This window comes from Sneathiella sp. (assembly GCF_041689005.1).
Classification (GTDB): domain Bacteria; phylum Pseudomonadota; class Alphaproteobacteria; order Sneathiellales; family Sneathiellaceae; genus Sneathiella.
In genome coordinates this window covers 33,790-50,509 of record NZ_JBDNHC010000015.1, presented here as the reverse complement: position 1 = coordinate 50,509, position 16,720 = coordinate 33,790, and the positions used below count along the sequence as shown (strand labels likewise).

The following is a 16,720-nucleotide window of genomic DNA, read 5'->3' as shown; positions in this document are numbered from 1 at the left end:
GATGTGCTGGTCGCCCGGCTTTGGCCGCTGTGCGAAAAAGTATCAAAGCGGCTCAAGGCCTACGGCATGGCGGGAAAAGCCATTACGCTGAAGCTAAAAACAGGAGGTTTCAAGGGCATCACCCGCAGCCATACGCTCGCTCAGCCGACCCAACTGGCGGAGACACTTTACCGCGAGGTCAAGCCGCTCCTCGAAAAGGCGGCCCCCAGCCATAATTTCCGCCTGCTCGGCGTCGGGGTCAGCGGCTTTGGCGTGTTGGAAGATGCTGACAGGCTGGACTTACTGTCGGAAAAGACGGGCCATGACAAGGATGTGGAAACAGCGATCGACCGGTTACGGGCGAAATTCGGCGATGCCGTTATCGGCAAGGGTCGCAGCCTCAACGGCAAGAGATGATCATCCCCGGCCCTTACTTGCAGATGGATTTGAGTGCCGCCCAGCCCTCTGCCGTCATCGCCAGTCCCCCCGAGCTGCCCGCCGCGTCCAGCAGAGCAAGCCGTTCCGCCAGACCCGGATGGCTTTGAAAAAAGGAAAATCCGGAGCCGGAGGATTTGGACTTGCTGGAGTTGGCCTTGGCCGCAAGCTTTTTCATCATCGGAATCATCGGCGAAATATCAAAATTTGCGGCCTGCATGAGCCTCACCCCTGCCCGATCCGCGTCCCGCTCAAAGTCGCGGGTATAGGCTGATCCAACGGTCAACTGCCCCATTGTCGCCAGAAAAGCGCCCCCGGTCACATCGCCGAGCAACAGGCTGAAGACAGTGGCAATCCCTGCATTGGCAACGAACAAACGAGTCGGGTGAAGGAATTCTGCATGACCGATTTCATGGGCGAGGACACCGGCGAGGCTGTTTGGGTCATCGGCAAGATCGATCAGGCCGGAAAAAACCAGCAGATGCCCCCCCGGCAGCGCAAAGGCGTTCGCTGAAGGCGTTCTGATAACCGTGACATCCTTGACCGGCGTATCACCGCCCGCCCCGGCGCCAAGAGTGGCGACAAGTGTCTGTAATGCCTGCTCCCCGGCCTCATTCCGGCAAACCGCCGCCGCCGGCGATACATTTTGCCGTTTAGCGATGGCCTTAATAAACACTCTTTCCGCCTGCAGGCCGACTTCAGCCCGGGATTTTTCAGGAATCAGATAGGCAATTTGCGTTGCCAGCAAGGGCAGGACCACCGTGAAAATGATCACGACGGACAACACCGCCCCGCCGCCCCAATAAAGATACGGCTTCCACCAGCCCGCCTCGGCCGGTCTTTTTTTGCGAAGGTGGGGACAGAGCCGCCGCAATTCCTCAACAAACCCGGCGTCATCAATTTCAATCCGCGCCGGATCATCGGGGGCAACTGAAAGACGAATGCCGTTGCGGTTTGGTGCGGCATTTTCATCGCGGAGATGGTGAAGCGGCCATTCTCCAAGCAGCGCATCCGTCTCACCCGTCAGCTTAAGCACAGAGCCCCCAAGTTTCAGGGTGACATCCTGTGCCCTTGCCGTCTTTCCATCAAAAAGCCGAGCAGGGGTGATCATCCGTTAAAAGGCCCCGACGTCCAGCGCATCGGCAAATCCCTCGCCATATCGGGGCGCTTTTTCGGAGCTCGCCGCCGTCTCCTCGAATATTTCAACATTATATATATGCAACGAGCGGCAAATCGCGCTAACCAGCGGGACGATCAAGTATAACGTCTTGAGAATGTCAAAGCCAAGATAGGCTACAAAAAGGGCCAGGACCAGCACAAAGGCGGTCGCCGATGTCTGAAATTTTATCACCGTAATGACCAGAAGGGCAAAGCCGAGATAGGCAACAAATCCCATAAACAGCAACAGCAGAAAGACTGACAAAACCGAGCGGATGGTCAGCCGGGAGGAGAAAGCGGCACCAAGAAAATGCGTCACCCCGGCAAGGTACCTGAACTCCCAGACCCGGACGGCAAACGACAGGATCGATAACATCAGAAAGAGGAACAGGCCGCCCAGACCAAGGATCAGGATGGCATGATCTCCGCCCGTCAATTTGCTCTTGCTGACGGCGAGCCCGGAGAATGACAGCGAGATCGCATCGGTTTGGTATATGTACATGGCAACCGCCACGATACTGAGCTGCGCGATCAGGATCGCCGGCCAGTAGATGCGAAAGAGACCGCCGACGGTCCCCTGATAGGTAAAGCGGCCATCACCGAAATGGGTATTATTTAACTGATAGTTAAGCCTGAACGCACGCAGCCACGGATAGGCCCAGCCGAGGGTCACGATGGAAAGAACCGTCCAGAGGAGCACTTGTCCCGCGTAGGCCATCGCACTGCCGGAAAGATAAAAGCGGATGCCCCGCCAGGAAGTGCGGGAAAGCCGGTAGCGCCATAACCGATACCGGGCAAACTGCCAGAACATGTAGAGAAAGGCGAAATTGGCCACCTGACTGATCAGGCCCGAGGCCGGACCCGACACTGTCAGTAACTTAACCGCCAGACTCACCACCAACATCAATGGCAACAAAATTATCATCGCCACGAGGAAGCCGAGAAAAAGCTCCTTTGCCGTTCCTGTATATTCCAGACGGTCGTTTTCGATGACGGTTCCCTGCCACAAAAGGCGCCGCACATGGGTTTTTCCCCAGAATCGGTAAATGCCGAAGGTAAGTATCCCAAATATCTTGTTCTTGATCAGCCGGATCAGCAGATGCTTGCGAGAGACGGCAAATGTTATCTGGGAGGCCCCTGCCCCGCCTGTCGTGCTGACGGCAACGGCCTTCTGGTCCACGCCCGCCAAGGATCCGGTGTCTGATGATGTCATCGTCTTCCCCCTTCAGACGTTGAGCATACTTCCTGTCCTATTACGGTTTTCTTAACGTGGAGGAACAGGATATCAGGAACATTTCTCAGTGTTGAAAAACTTCAGTTCCTTCATTTTTCCGCTCAGGGTAAAATCCTGGTATTTTAGAAGTAAATCCGAGGCGACGCCATTTTCAAACATTTTCATGACGATCTCGTAATCGGGCTCGGTTTGCCGCTCGCGGAGATCAAAGAAGGAAATTTGCAACGGCCAGTATTTAAGGCCGTCGAGCTTCTCTGTCACTTTCGCCGGATCGGCAAATGTCTTTTCCTTGCCAATCACCGCCAATGTATCGGATAGCCCGTTGTCACCGTTGCCGTCAAAAATCTTGGTGGACAGCAGGCTTTTGCCCTTGGTAGCAGCGGCTAGCAATTCCCGGGTATGCTCGCCGGGAAAGATAACACTGGCCGGAAGATCCATCTCTTCCTTATCGGGTTCGGAAAAAGTGACCGTTGTCTTGTCTTTCTCATGCTTTGCCACGCCGCGATACTTCTCGACGGTCTTGCCGTTGAGCATATTCGACATATCAAAGCGCATTGTTTTCCCGGAATTATCTTCCCATGTCGACTGCACATAGTCAGAAATGACCGTGCCCCCTTGGACATTGACTAATTCAAGCACCATGCGCTGATTGACGATCAGACCGTCGCAATGCTGCTCTATTTTCAGGACGATCCGGCCGCGTACATCCTCAAGGCCACCTGTTTCGGACAGGCTTTCTAGTTTCAGATCATAGACGGCTTGATGGGAGGCAAGCTGCAACGGGGCCGCAAACGCACCCCCCGGCACCCCTGCCGTGACACAAAAACCTAAAACAAGCGCACGCGTTAATTTCCCAAATATGACCATAAAACCATCTCAATAAAATAAAAAAGCTGAATACCTCTACAGCCGTACCCTCCCTGAATATAGGTCGATGCCCGTCCCTGTGAAGCTATATCTTTGAATTAGAATGCAATAAGTCGCCCGGATATAGAAATTATTTCTACCATACGGGAATAATCTGCCGGGAACAGCGTTCAAACAGTCTGCTCATTTATGAATATTCAGCCTTACCCCATTGTTTTATAACGATTTTTTTATAAATAATTTTTGGCACAAAGTTTGCGTTAATGTTTTTTGTAATCGTATCTGTCTGAATAAAGTTTCTCTGGCATAGCTGCCGAATTGGGCCGACAGGACGATAAGGAGATAGTATTATGTCGTCATCGATGTTCACATTACCAACGGCCGCGGCGGGCATTCCGATCGGGCTTGATCAGGATATAAATTCCCATCTGGAAGACCTTGCCGGAAAGCTGAAGGACAGTCATCGCCCGGAAACGCCCAGCATTCACTGGGAGCTGATAAACCGGGTCTTGGCCTATGCCGCCAGCGCCGAACAGCATATCAGCGAACAACAGGCGCGCATTTGCGAACTTGAGGCGCTGTCCTCGACGGATGAATTGACGGGACTGCACAACCGGCGCGGATTGCATGATTTTATGACGCGGGCCCTTTCTCTTGCCAGGCGGCATGAGGAAAAGGGCGTCCTTGCCTTTCTGGATCTCGATAATTTCAAGCAGATCAACGATACTTATGGCCATAACACCGGCGACCTCGCGTTAAAGACATTTGCCGAAACCATCAAGTCAAACCTGCGCGAGTCCGATTTTGTCGCTCGTGTCGGCGGTGATGAGTTTGTTTTCGTTCTGATCCATACGTCGGAGGAAGATGGCCGCAAGCGCGCCCTCACTATCCAGAAGATCGCCGATTCTACAACACTTACCCTGCGCGATCGTGAGCTTCCGTTAAAGGCCAGCATGGGCATTATTGCCTATAATGGCGACAGCAATTATGGCCAGCTTATGCGGTCCGCTGACCTTGCCATGTATAAAAACAAGCGCGCGAAAAAACGCTGACGGCCTTTCACGCCGGTCCTGAGACCGGCACCGTCTTCCCTGCCCTTACCGCCTGCAGAATAACTCAAGCGGGGCGCTGACGCCCCGCAGTTCATGAAATCCACAGGATTGCAGCCGCGACGCGCAGTGCGGCGCCGCCTTCATCAGGTCGCCGGACGCAATCAGGTCCGTATCCAAAATATCGCAGAGCGCCTCTATGCGGCTGACCTCATTGACGGCGGGGCCTATCACTGTGAAATCGAGACGGGTTTCGGACCCGACATTCCCATACATGACCTCGCCGATATGCAGCGCGATATCGAGGCTCATAGTGGGCTGGCCTGCTTCCTCGCGTTGCCGGTTCAGCGCCTCAACCCCGGCTTTCATTTCATCCGCCGTATCCAGCGCCAATTCGCAAAGTTCACGGGTGTTACCATTGGTGAGTTCGAAAGTCGCGAGCATGCCATCGCCCATAAATTTCAGGATCTCCCCGCCCGCCCGCTCGATCGGGCTTGCCATCTGGTCAAGATACTGATCGAGCATCTCGACGAGATCGCCCTGGTGCAAACTATCGGACAGCCGGGTGAAGCCCCGTAAATCTGCATAAACAAGGACCGCATTTATACTGTCCACCGACCCTCTCAGCACTTGCCCGGACAGCACCTTTCGCGCGGTCTCCTTGCCGATATAGGTTTCAAGGACGGTTCGCGCCGTCCGGAAGGAGGCAATGCTTTTGGCGGCGAGCCCGAACAACGGAATTGCCCGGCTCAAGATCTTGAATTCACGGTCGGTGAAGCCGCCGGGACGGTCGGACGCCCAACTGGTAATCAGTCCGGCACTATGCTCCATCCTCTGGTTTTCAAAACCCCAGCCAAAATCAAATATCTGGCAGAACCAGTCGGTCATGTTCTCGGCACGGAATTCTACGAGAATCGGGAAATCCAATGTCTCCAGCTTTTCGAGCGGGCGGTGAAGAAAACTGATCTTGTTGCTCAGCATGAAGAAGAAAGGACTGGAGAACCACCCCTCGCCCGGCACATCCGAGTGGAGAAAATTCGTGTTGGTAACCAGACCCTCGCCGCGGCGCCAAGTATACATGAAGGCGCTGACCTGCGGGTGGATGGCGCTGAGCGCAATGTTCCCGCGTTTCAATGTCACATCAAGTTCCGCCAGCCGCTCGCAGAAGGCCGTGAATAGGTCGCGGACCGTCGTGCCGGTCATTCCGGCATCAATCAGCCAGGAGAATAATTCCTCCTCCGGATTCTCTGCCAGAAATTGTCCGCAGCGATTATCGGTTGTTGTAATATCCACGCCCATTCGCCCATCTGACAGAAATAATTTGACCGCTCTTCATATAGGCATATTTTATCAGCTATTAAGGTGAAATGGCAAAACTAATCACGGCCCCTTGCGGGCGCTCGTTTCCGGACCGTGATAAAAGCCGCACAAGACCACAAATTGAGGTATCTCCCCGATGACCAAGGTAAAGAAATACTGGCAGAATTATATCAATGGGAACTGGGTTGATGCCCTTGAGGGCGGACGGATCGACATTGAGAACCCTGCCGAAGGCGCGATTATCGCCGAGGTCGCCCGCGCCACATCACAGGATGTCGACAGCGCCGTGACCGCCGCCCGGGCCTGCTTCAACAGTCGGGTTCTCTATGACATGCGGCCAACCAACCGCGGGCAGTTGATGTTCGAGGTTGCCCGGCATCTGACGGAGATGGCCAACGATATCGCCCTCACTGAATGTCTTGATAACGGCAAAACCCTTGCGGGTGGCAAGAACGAGGCGCTGGCAGCGGCCCGGTATTTCACCTATTACGGCGGGCTTGCCGACAAGCTTGAAGGCCGGATGATCCCGCTAGGTGCCGACTATATAGACTATACCATTCCGACCCCGTATGGCGTCTCGGCCCAGATTGTGCCGTGGAACTTTCCCTTGCAGATCGCCGCCCGCTCCGTTGCCTGCGCTCTTGCCACCGCCAATACGCTTGTCCTGAAATCGCCGGAGCTGTCGCCGCTGTCCACCTATTATATTGCCGAGGCCTGCCACCGGGCAGGAGTCCCTGCAGGCGCCGTCAATATTCTCTGTGGCTATGGCCATGACTGTGGCGCAGCGCTCGTCACTCATCCCGACATCGATCATATTGTCTTTACTGGTTCAGTTGCCACGGGGCAATCAATCCTCCGCGCCGCCGCCGACCGGGTGATCCCCTGCGTCATGGAACTCGGCGGCAAATCCGCAGGGGTTTTGTTCGAGGATGCCGATATCGATCAGGCGGTCAATTCTACCGCCAGCGGTATTTTCAGCCATGCGGGCCAGATCTGCTCGGCGCAATCGCGGCTGATCGTGCCCGAACGCCTACATAATGAGGTCATTGACAAGCTGGCGGCGAAAGCGAAATCCCTATCCGTTGGCCCCGGCATCGACGGCCATGACCTGACCCCGGTGATTTCCGCGGCGCAAGCCGACAAGATCGAAGGGATGTGCCTTGCTGCGGTTCAGGCGGGTGCCACCGCAGTCACCGGCGGGCGCAAACGCGAGAACCTCGCCGGCCATTTCATCGACGCAACGATTTTCAACGACGTCACGCCGGACATGTCCATCGCCCGCGAGGAGGTTTTCGGACCCGTTCTTGCGGTGCTCACCTATTCCGACCCGGAAGAGGCCATCGCCCTCGCCAACGGCACAGACTACGGCCTCTGTGCCGGGGTCTACACGAAGGATCTGGCCACCGCCCATTGGGCCGCCGACCGGCTCGTCGCCGGTCAGGTTTTCGTCAACGAATGGTTTGCCGGTGGTATTGAAACCCCCTTCGGTGGTATGAAAAGATCGGGCTATGGCCGTGAAAAAGGTCAGGAGGCCCTTCATAATTATGTCCAGACAAAAAATGTCGGGATCAGGATCACGGGTGGCGGCGGTGGCCGTCCCGGCGGATGACATTTAACCGGAACAGAGGATAGAAAAATCATGGCAGGCAAAATTGAGGCGCGCCTCGCGGAACTCGGAATTGACGTTCCCGCCGCGGCGGCACCGGCGGCGAACTACGTCCCCTACGTCGTTACCGGGAACCTTGTCTTCATTTCCGGGCAGGTCCCGTTCGTTGACGGCAAGATCACCTATCAGGGAAAAGTTGGGACCGACTTCACCACCGAGGAAGGGATCGACTGCGCCCGCGTCTGCGCGCTCAATATCATTGCCCAGGTCAAGGCGGCCTGCGGCGGCGATCTTGACCGCGTCGTCCGCTGCGTGAAACTCGGCGGGTTCGTGAATTGCATTGACGGCTTCGGCGACCAGCCCAAGGTCATCAACGGCGCCTCGGACCTGATGGTCGATGTGTTCGAGGCCAAGGGCCGTCATGCCCGGTTTGCCGTCGGTACCAATGCGCTGCCGCTCAATGTCGCTGTTGAAATCGATGCCGTATTTGAAATCTCCTCCGGGTCACAGATATAAAGGGTAGTCTCCGTGCAGGAGCGACGATCCCAAAGGAATGCTTTCGCGTAATGCCTGATAGCCCGTTGATTAAAACGATCCAGTCGATCTCGGATATTGCCGAGGTCGACTGGAACGCCTGTCTGGAAACAGATCACCCTTTCGTCACCCATCAATTTCTGAAAGCGCTGGAAGTGAGCGGATCCGCCACGGCAGAAAGCGGCTGGATGCCGTACCACCTTCTGCTCGAAATCGACGGAAAGATTGCGGGCGTCGCGCCGATGTATGTGAAAGGCCATAGTCAAGGCGAGTATGTTTTCGATCACAGCTGGGCCCATGCCTATGAGCGGGCCGGCGGCAAATATTATCCGAAATTGCAGCTCTCCGTGCCGTTCTCGCCGGTCACCGGCCCCCGGCTTCTGGTGCCGCACGGACCGCATCAGGCCGCCCGCCAGAAAATGCTGCTCGCCGGGGCGCAGCAGGTCGCCAGCAACCTCGCCCTGTCCTCCGTCCATGCGACGTTCCTCACGGGCGCTGAAAAGACACTGATGGACGACGCCGGATTTCTGGTGCGGACCGGCGAGCAGTTTCACTGGCTGAATAACGGCTACGACAGGTTCGATGATTTCCTCGAGCAGCTCTCCTCGCGCAAGCGTAAGGCCATCCGCAAGGAACGCGAGGGCGCCCAAAATGCGGGACTGGAGTTTGAGACCCTGAGCGGCGGCGATATCACGGAAGCGCATTGGGATGCCTTTTTTAACTTCTACATCGATACCGGCAACCGTAAATGGGGAACCCCCTATCTTACCCGCGCCTTCTTCAGTGAGCTTGGCGAGAGCCTCGGCAAGGCCGTGGTGCTGTTCATGGTCAAGCGCGCGGGCCGTTATATCGCCGGGGCTCTCAATCTGAAAAGCCGGGAATGCCTGTATGGGCGCTATTGGGGCTGCCTTGAAGATCACCGCTTCCTGCATTTCGAGACCTGCTACTATCGGGCGATAGACTACGCCATCGCCCATGGGATCGCCCGCGTCGAGGCGGGCGCGCAAGGTCCGCACAAGCTCGCCCGTGGCTATTTGCCAACCAAAACCTATTCTGCCCATTGGCTCCGGGATCCCGGTTTTCATGATGCGGTGGCGGATTTTCTTGACGCCGAAACCCGCCAGGTGGACGCCGAAATCAACTACCTGTCCCGTCATTCCCCATTTCGCCACGAGACGTCTGACTGACCGTCCTGCCTTCCGTCCGGCTCTTGAAATCACCAGTTGAATATCCCTCGCACTTGCCGTATAATATATTGACGTTTACGTAAAGGTAAACTAAATAGCCGGTCACCAAGAATTGGCCGACGATAAAAGGGACAGGGACGATCATGGCCGAACATATTACGCAGGATCCAATTTACAATACGGTAAACCGCGACGATTTCCCGACAATGCTGGACGTTGACCGCTATGGGACCCGCACGGCCGCCTTCGACGGGATTATCTCAGCGACCCATGATCACTTCTGGGACCCGATGGACGGCGCCTATCTGGATTTTTCAAGCCCCTTCGATCTCAAGAACGAGTATCTGATGCCGCCGGAATCCTGCGCAGAGCTACAAAGCGCCGTCGCCGACAGGCTTGACGAAGGCCAGAAAATCCATCTCGCCAACGAAACCTCGCGCTGGGGTATTTCCAATATCCTCCATGGCGAACAAGGTGCGCTCAGCCTCAGCGCTGGCCTGTGCCATATTCTGGTCGATCCCGGCGCACAGGAATATGCCTCGAACCAGACCCGCGAGGAGGCCCGCCACGTCACCGCGTTCAGCCGGTATAACAGCACCCGCTGGGGACGCCCCTACCCGGTCGGGGAGGCGCTTGGCGGTCTGCTCCAGGAACTGGTGAACGCGGAGGAGGTGTATAAGAAACTTGTCGGCATGCAGATGCTGGTGGAAGGTCTCGCCATGGGCGCCTTCGCCAGTTTTCACGCCAAGTCCAACGACCCACTACTCAAACGCCTGACCCAGTTAGTGATGACGGACGAGGCCTTTCATCATAAGTTCGGCAAGATCTGGGCGGACAAAACCATCCCGACCCTCGGCATCGAAGAGCATAACCGGGTTGAGGACTGGGCCGCACAATGTTTTGAAACTGTGCTATTCAACCTCGTCAATATCCGGCAAAAACAGGTGATCTACGAGCAGTTCGGTCTCGACTGGCAATGGGTACGCGATGCCTGCCGGGAGGTTTTCACCGAGACGGACCGGCGAAATACCCTTAAGGAATCAACCAATATCTTCCGGATACTGGTCAAGACGCTGATGAAATCCGGCATCATCACCGATCGCACCCGTCCGATTTATTCCCATTGGGTCGATATGGCCGAAATGGAGGGTGAGGAAGAGGAGATGATCGGGTACGCCGTTGCCGATGAGGGCATCGAGTTCCTGAAGGACATCAATCGCCGCCGCCGGGTTATCGGCCAGAAATAAGGCGCAGAGACCAGAAATACAGCGCGGACAAAACAAAAAAGGCGGGATCAAAATCCCGCCTTTTCCTGTGACGCATCACATCATTTATCGGCCATCGCCTTGTCCTTGCTGGAGCCTTTTTTCTTCCTGCGCTTATCGACCTGATCCTTGTGGTTCAACTCTTCCGCACTTTCGATCTTGAAGGTAAGTTCGCCGGCCTTCAGCCCGATCGCCACATGACCGCCCTTGGCAAGCTTTCCAAACAGCAGCTCCTCCGACAACGGTTTCTTAATGCTGTCCTGAATGACACGGGACAGCGGCCGCGCCCCGTAATTGGCATCATAGCCCTTCTCGGCAAGCCAAGTTGCGGCGGTATCGGAAAGCGAAATCGTGACATTGCGATCCTCAAGCTGCGTTTCAAGCTGCAGCACGAATTTTTCGACAACGCGGGAAACAACTTCCGGAGACAAGGCGGCAAAGGGGATCACCGAGTCCAGACGGTTACGGAATTCCGGGGTGAACAATCGCTTGATCGCCTCTTCATCCTCGCCTTCACGAACCCCGCTGCCAAAGCCGATAGCCTGCTTGGTCATTTCCTGCGCACCGGCATTCGTGGTCATGATCAACACGTCATTCCGGAAATCCACCTGCTTGCCATTATTATCGGTCAGCTTGCCATGATCCATGACCTGCAGCAGGATATTGAACAAGTCCGGATGAGCCTTCTCGATTTCATCGAGCAGCAATACCGAATGCGGTTGCTGATCAATGGCATCGGTCAGCAGTCCGCCCTGATCAAACCCGACATAGCCGGGAGGGGCGCCGATCAGGCGGCTGACTGTATGACGTTCCATATATTCGGACATGTCAAAACGAACCAGGTTAAGCCCCATGATCGAGGCCAACTGACGAGCCACCTCGGTTTTGCCAACACCGGTCGGTCCCGAGAACAGGTAGGAACCGATCGGCTTTTCGGGCTCGCGCAGTCCGGCGCGGGCGAGTTTGATGGAGCTGGCCAGTGCCTGAATAGCCTCGTTCTGCCCGAAGACCACCCGTTCAAGTTCGACATCGAGCTTACGTAGGCTTTCCGTATCCTCTTTCGAGACGGATTTCGTTGGAATGCGGGCGATCTTGGCAACCACGGCCTCGACATCCTTGACGCCGATGGTTTTCTTGCGCTTGCTTTCCGCTTTCAGCATCTGCGCCGCGCCAACTTCGTCGATGACGTCAATCGCCTTGTCCGGCAGTTTTCGGTCATTGATATAACGGGCCGACAGCTCCACTGCCGAGCGAATGGCCTCGGCGGTGTAGCGGATCTTGTGATATTTCTCAAAGTAGGGTTTCAGGCCCTTCAGGATCTTGATGCTGTCTTCCACGCTTGGTTCGCGCACATCAATTTTCTGGAACCGGCGCAGCAACGCCCGGTCCTTCTCGAAATGACTGCGGAATTCCTTGTAGGTGGTCGAGCCGATGCAACGAATTGCCCCACTTGCAAGCGCTGGCTTAAGCAGGTTAGAGGCATCCATGGCACCGCCACTGGTGGCCCCGGCCCCGACGATGGTGTGAATTTCGTCAATGAACAGGATTGCGTTATCAAGCCCTTCGAGTTCCGAGATAACCCCTTTCAGGCGCTCCTCAAAATCACCGCGATAGCGGGTACCCGCAAGCAGCGATCCCATATCCAGGGAATAGATGACGGCGGGCAGGAGTACGCTGGGAACCTCCCCATGAACAATACGGCGGGCGAGACCCTCGGCAATGGCAGTTTTGCCAACTCCGGGATCGCCAACATAAAGCGGGTTGTTCTTAGACCGGCGGCACAGGATCTGGATTGTCCGGTCAACCTCATCCGCGCGGCCGATCAACGGATCGATTTTACCGGCAGCGGCTTTTTCATTGAGATTGACACAATAGGCGTCCAGCGCCTCCAGGTTCTCTACCTTCTCTTCTTCGTGAGGGCCTGCTTCTTTTTCCGCCTTGTTGAACTCTCCCTCAACGCCGCGAATTGGCCGCGCCGCGTCCTTGCCCGGCGATTTCGCAACGCCGTGGCTGATATAACTGATGGCGTCGAGCCGCGTCATTTCCTGTTTCTGCAGGAAATAGGCCGCATGGCTTTCGCGCTCCGAGAAAATCGCCACGAGAACATTTGCCCCTGTGACTTCCTCACGACCGGAACTCTCGACATTGATCAGCGCCCGCTGGACGACCCGCTGAAAACTCAAAGTCGGGCGGGCCTCTACGAAGCCATCCATGACCAGGTCATCCAGTTCGTCGGCGATGAAAGTATCAAGCTCCCGCCGTAGCTGTTCTATGTCAACATTACAGGCGCGCATCACCGCAGCAGCGTCCTGATCCTCGGTCAGGGAAAAGAGGAGATGCTCCAGCATTGCAAACTCATGACGCCGCGATGTCGCAAGAGCCATGGCGCGATGGGGGGTTTCTTCGAGTGAGTTGGAAAATCCTGGCACTATTCTTTCTCCATTGTACATTGCAGGGGATGTTGGTTCTCCCGTGCATGATCAATAACCTGAGCCACTTTCGTTTCTGCGATCTCATAGGGAAACACGCCGCAGTTCCCAACTCCCTTCTGGTGAACATGTAACATTACCTGAACGGCCGTTTGCTCATCCATACTGAAAAATTTCTGCAACACATACACGACAAATTCCATGGGCGTATAATCATCGTTGAGCAGAAGGACACGCCACATCGATGGTTTCTTGGTTTTTGGCTTGGTCTGGGTGACAACACCTGTCCCCGTTCCGCCCCCACTTTTATCTTTTTTGTCGTCGCCACTCATTTCGCTCAACCATACACTCCTGAAGTTCCTTATTCGGACCATTCCAATGCTTTTGCACCGGACCTGTTATGTAAGTATATATCTTATCAGGAAATTCAAAAAAAATTGTTACCTTCCGCAAAAAATAATAAATAAAGTGATCGGCAACACCGCCAGAAGCAAAAAAGCCCGGAATTAACCGGGCTTTTTCAAGATGCGTCTTATGTTAGCCAAGCTTAGGCATGCTTGGAAAACATGTCGATGCTGTTGGCATATTGTGCGCTAAACGGCTCCATGACGGATTTCGCTGCGTCGGTCATCAGTGAATTGAACTTTCCACATTCGGACATATAATTCTGAACAGCAGACCGTGCATATTCTGTCTGGATTTCAACAGCCTTGGTAACATCATCGGTTTCTGCGATTGACCGTGCGACGTTGAAAGCTTCCTGAAGCTGGCCGGTTCCGAAGTCAATCATCGCCGCGCCGATTTTTTCGCTTTTCTCAACCGCGGTATTGCTCGCCTTCACGAAAGATTCAGCGTTGTTCTTGTCGTAGAACTGCGAACCCTCAAGTGACTTGATCGCTTTTTCAAAACCGGACTTGCCTTCGGAGACAACTTTTTCATAGTTGGTCTTGAAAGTTTCGCTGTTGGACTTGAACGCTTTTTCAGCAGTTTCCGTGCCATTGATAAAAGCATCCTGAAGCGATTTACGGCCAGATGCGACCATGTCTTCGATTTCCTTGGTAACAGCAGCTGTATCCGCTGCATTTATTTTTGATGTTTTCGTAGTCATTGACTTAAACCTTTCTCAGTTGCGCCTAGAATTGGTTTTGCTGCACTGCAACAATATGAATTGTATATAATATGCGCTTGGTTAATGTCAATGGTTTTTTTGTGCACTGCAGCAATAATATGAAATATTCATAACCAATTGTTTTTAAATAAATATTTTAACATAAAAATCTATCATCTCTCGCGTAAGCGGGTTTTGTTGTTTCAAACTCTGAAAAAAATTCAGATATTTCTAATATAAACTATTGGATAAGTCCGTTGTCTCCGACCTGCATCGTGAAATAGGTCTTGCCCCCGCGCCCGTTATAATAGCGCGACCCGCGGCCAGGGAATGTCGGCGCATAAGGATCGACGAGCGCGACCCCCGTCTCGTCCCCCTTGGCCAGTACCTCGCGAAATGGCAATTTCTTAATGTCGGCATTCCTGTCAGTCCAAGCATAATATTTAAATATCCCGTCGCGGCACACCATGGCAATCCAGTAGAAACTGTCCGAATGCAATATCTGCCCCTTGATCGCGGGCTGTTCAAAACCCGATTTGATCAGGGCCTGTTCAATGGCGACCAGATCGCTGATGCTGATAATCTCCCGGCTCTGCTGCGTGGCGTGCGGATCGAAACCGGAAGAGGCCAGGTTCCAGTCCGCATTGATCCCGCCCGAGAACACCCGTGTCACCTGCGTCGCCTCTTTCGAGGTGAGTAGCTGGACAATATCATAGGTGCGGACCTGTTCATCATAGAGAGCATTATAGATTAACCGGTAGCGGGAATTCCGGCCCGGAACACAGACGTTGCGAATATCATCGCCATTGGCATAGGAAAACCACTGGAATGGCCGCATGATCGGATTGTTTGTGCCCCCCGGCTCGGAGGCGCAGGAAGCCAACACGGCGGCGAAAAGAACGATTGCGGATAATCTGCGAAACCCTGTCATGGCTGTTTTCCCTTTAAATTTAACATCAGGATTAGTTACCGGATATTAACTATCACGCCCTATAGTCGATTTTTCAATGATTTCGGACCTACACACGGATATAGCAGTGCTGATACCAGGAAACAAAAAATTAAATCCGGATTTTGATGGACATGATTCGCTTGATTTTCTACACTCCCGCCAAGCCGGGGAAATCCAGCGTAATCGTACCAGTAACATTAAAAAAACAGGTTTCTTTTTGAAACACGAACACAAATATAATTCCCGGCAAATGCCCGCGACCGGGCTGGATACATCGGCCACTTCTGCGCGGTCCGCGAAGACCCGCCTATTGCCCATTCTTCTGGCACTGTTGACGATCACCATTCTGTTTTCGCCAACGACAAGTTTTGCCAAATATGCAGCTCTGGTTATGGACAGCCGCACTGGCGAGGTACTGTATTCCAAAAACCCCGATCACAAGCTTTATCCGGCATCGCTTACAAAAATAATGACGCTCTATATGACTTTTGATGCCCTCAAGCACGGGCGATTGAAGCTCAACCAGAATCTTTCAGTTTCGGCCCGGGCCGCCGGACAGGCGCCCACAAAACTCGGGCTGAAAAAAGGAACCACGATCAGCGTTCAGAATGCCATGTTCGGCCTGATCACCAAATCTGCCAATGATGCCGCCACAGTGCTGGCCGAGGGGCTGGCCCCATCGGAGGCCGCGTTTGCCCGCAACATGACCGCAATGGCACATAAACTCGGTATGCGGCGGACCAGCTTTCGCAATGCCAGCGGTCTTCCCAATCGCTGGCAGATGAGTACGGCGCGTGATATGGCCGTTCTTGGCGCCGCGCTCATTCACGACTTTCCGCAATATTATCATTTCATGTCGCTGGAGAAGTTCGATTACAATGGCCGGGCCTTTAAAAATCATAACAATCTCCTGAATAAATATGAAGGCGCAGACGGCATCAAGACAGGCTACATCCGGGCGTCCGGATTTAATTTGGTGGCCTCGGCGAAACGCGGAGACAAACGCCTGATCGGCGTTATCTTTGGTGGCCGCACAGCAAAAAGCCGGGACGCGCAAATGACGAAATTACTTGACCGGGGTTTCGCCCGCGTTGAAACACTGCCCCCGTTTGTTGTTCCGCGGCCAACCAGCAAACCCGTGCGCATAGCCCTTCACCAGACCCATGACGGGGATGTTGCGGTTAAGGTCGCAAGCGTGGCCGATCCGGCTATATCCGTTCCCGTCCCGCCCGCACCGATCCAGCACATCCGGACAGTGAGCACCGGAAAGGTCGACGTCACCAATGTCGCGATTACCGCCCCGCAATCCGAATGGGCAATCCAGATCGGTGCTTACACGCTGGTTACAACGGCCCGCAATCAGCTCGACATGGCCGTCAAGCAAGCAGACGGCGTTCTAGATGGACACCGGGTCAATATCGAAAAGTCGATCTCCGAGGGCAAGCCTTTTTACCGGGCTCAGTTGGTCGGGTTTAACGAGTCGGATGCCCGGCAGGCGTGCAGCAATCTGTCGGAGCGGCGCTTTTCCTGTTTCGTAGTTGCCCCGAATTTAAACATGCGGCAAACCTTTGTTGCCCAGAAAAGCGATTCCTGACCC

14 protein-coding genes and 1 pseudogene are annotated in these 16,720 nt (G+C 54.5%); 7 read left to right on the top strand and 8 right to left on the bottom strand.

The window, feature by feature from the left end; translation table 11 throughout:
• A pseudogene (locus ACESNI_RS01930) lies at positions 1-396 on the top strand (DNA polymerase IV); the annotation flags it as partial.
• 13 nt (positions 397-409) lie between these two features.
• On the opposite strand, the gene ACESNI_RS01925 reads toward ACESNI_RS01930, so the two are convergent.
• From ACESNI_RS01925 to ACESNI_RS01915, 3 genes are all read right to left on the bottom strand, one after another.
• Positions 410-1,525 carry a M48 family metallopeptidase gene (locus ACESNI_RS01925; RefSeq protein WP_373084465.1) on the bottom strand — a complete coding sequence of 372 codons (1,116 nt, stop codon included), beginning with the start codon at positions 1,523-1,525 and terminating at the stop codon, positions 410-412.
• Between the two features lie 3 nt (positions 1,526-1,528).
• Complete coding sequence (locus ACESNI_RS01920) at positions 1,529-2,785, bottom strand: DUF898 family protein (RefSeq protein WP_373084463.1); 1,257 nt, start codon at positions 2,783-2,785, stop codon at positions 1,529-1,531.
• Positions 2,786-2,857: 72 nt separating this feature from the next.
• Positions 2,858-3,673: an EipB family protein gene (locus tag ACESNI_RS01915; RefSeq protein WP_373084461.1), complete on the bottom strand. Its 816-nt coding sequence runs from the start codon at positions 3,671-3,673 to the stop codon at positions 2,858-2,860.
• Between the two features lie 350 nt (positions 3,674-4,023).
• Between ACESNI_RS01915 and ACESNI_RS01910 the strand changes: the two genes are divergently transcribed.
• Positions 4,024-4,725: a GGDEF domain-containing protein gene (locus ACESNI_RS01910; RefSeq protein ID WP_373084459.1), complete on the top strand. Its 702-nt coding sequence runs from the start codon at positions 4,024-4,026 to the stop codon at positions 4,723-4,725.
• Positions 4,726-4,770: 45 nt separating this feature from the next.
• Here ACESNI_RS01910 and ACESNI_RS01905 read toward each other — a convergent pair whose 3' ends face one another.
• On the bottom strand, positions 4,771-6,015 hold the full coding sequence (locus tag ACESNI_RS01905; RefSeq protein ID WP_373084457.1) for an adenylate/guanylate cyclase domain-containing protein: 1,245 nt from the start codon (positions 6,013-6,015) through the stop codon (positions 4,771-4,773).
• 163 nt (positions 6,016-6,178) lie between these two features.
• Here ACESNI_RS01905 and ACESNI_RS01900 point away from each other — a divergent pair, with 163 nt between their 5' ends.
• The 4 genes from ACESNI_RS01900 (at position 6,179) to ACESNI_RS01885 (ending at position 10,616) form a co-directional block, all read left to right on the top strand.
• A complete protein-coding gene (locus tag ACESNI_RS01900) occupies positions 6,179-7,651 on the top strand; it encodes an aldehyde dehydrogenase family protein (RefSeq protein ID WP_373084455.1) in 1,473 nt (490 codons plus the stop codon).
• A 30-nt stretch (positions 7,652-7,681) separates the two neighbouring features.
• Entirely contained in the window at positions 7,682-8,164 is a 483-nt protein-coding gene (locus ACESNI_RS01895; RefSeq protein WP_373084453.1) for a RidA family protein, read from the top strand.
• A 50-nt stretch (positions 8,165-8,214) separates the two neighbouring features.
• Positions 8,215-9,369 carry a GNAT family N-acetyltransferase gene (locus ACESNI_RS01890; RefSeq protein WP_373084451.1) on the top strand — a complete coding sequence of 385 codons (1,155 nt, stop codon included), beginning with the start codon at positions 8,215-8,217 and terminating at the stop codon, positions 9,367-9,369.
• Positions 9,370-9,509: 140 nt separating this feature from the next.
• Entirely contained in the window at positions 9,510-10,616 is a 1,107-nt protein-coding gene (locus ACESNI_RS01885) for a ferritin-like domain-containing protein (RefSeq protein WP_373084471.1), read from the top strand.
• Positions 10,617-10,696: 80 nt separating this feature from the next.
• Here ACESNI_RS01885 and clpA read toward each other — a convergent pair whose 3' ends face one another.
• The 4 genes from clpA to ACESNI_RS01865 all read right to left on the bottom strand — a co-directional run bounded on the left by clpA (position 10,697) and on the right by ACESNI_RS01865 (position 15,102).
• Positions 10,697-13,063 (bottom strand): ATP-dependent Clp protease ATP-binding subunit ClpA, encoded by a 2,367-nt coding sequence (gene clpA, locus ACESNI_RS01880; protein WP_373084449.1) that lies wholly within the window; start codon positions 13,061-13,063, stop codon positions 10,697-10,699.
• Positions 13,063-13,395, bottom strand: coding sequence for an ATP-dependent Clp protease adapter ClpS (clpS, locus tag ACESNI_RS01875; RefSeq protein WP_373084469.1), 333 nt, complete (start codon positions 13,393-13,395; stop codon positions 13,063-13,065). Before clpS ends, clpA begins: the two co-directional genes overlap by 1 nt.
• Before the next feature lie 215 nt (positions 13,396-13,610).
• Positions 13,611-14,171, bottom strand: coding sequence for a phasin family protein (locus ACESNI_RS01870; protein WP_373084446.1), 561 nt, complete (start codon positions 14,169-14,171; stop codon positions 13,611-13,613).
• Between the two features lie 241 nt (positions 14,172-14,412).
• A complete protein-coding gene (locus ACESNI_RS01865; protein ID WP_373084444.1) occupies positions 14,413-15,102 on the bottom strand; it encodes a hypothetical protein in 690 nt (229 codons plus the stop codon).
• A 238-nt stretch (positions 15,103-15,340) separates the two neighbouring features.
• On the opposite strand from ACESNI_RS01865, the gene ACESNI_RS01860 reads away from it, so the two are divergent.
• Complete coding sequence (locus ACESNI_RS01860; RefSeq protein ID WP_373084442.1) at positions 15,341-16,717, top strand: serine hydrolase; 1,377 nt, start codon at positions 15,341-15,343, stop codon at positions 16,715-16,717.
• The last annotated feature ends 3 nt before the right edge of the window (positions 16,718-16,720 follow it).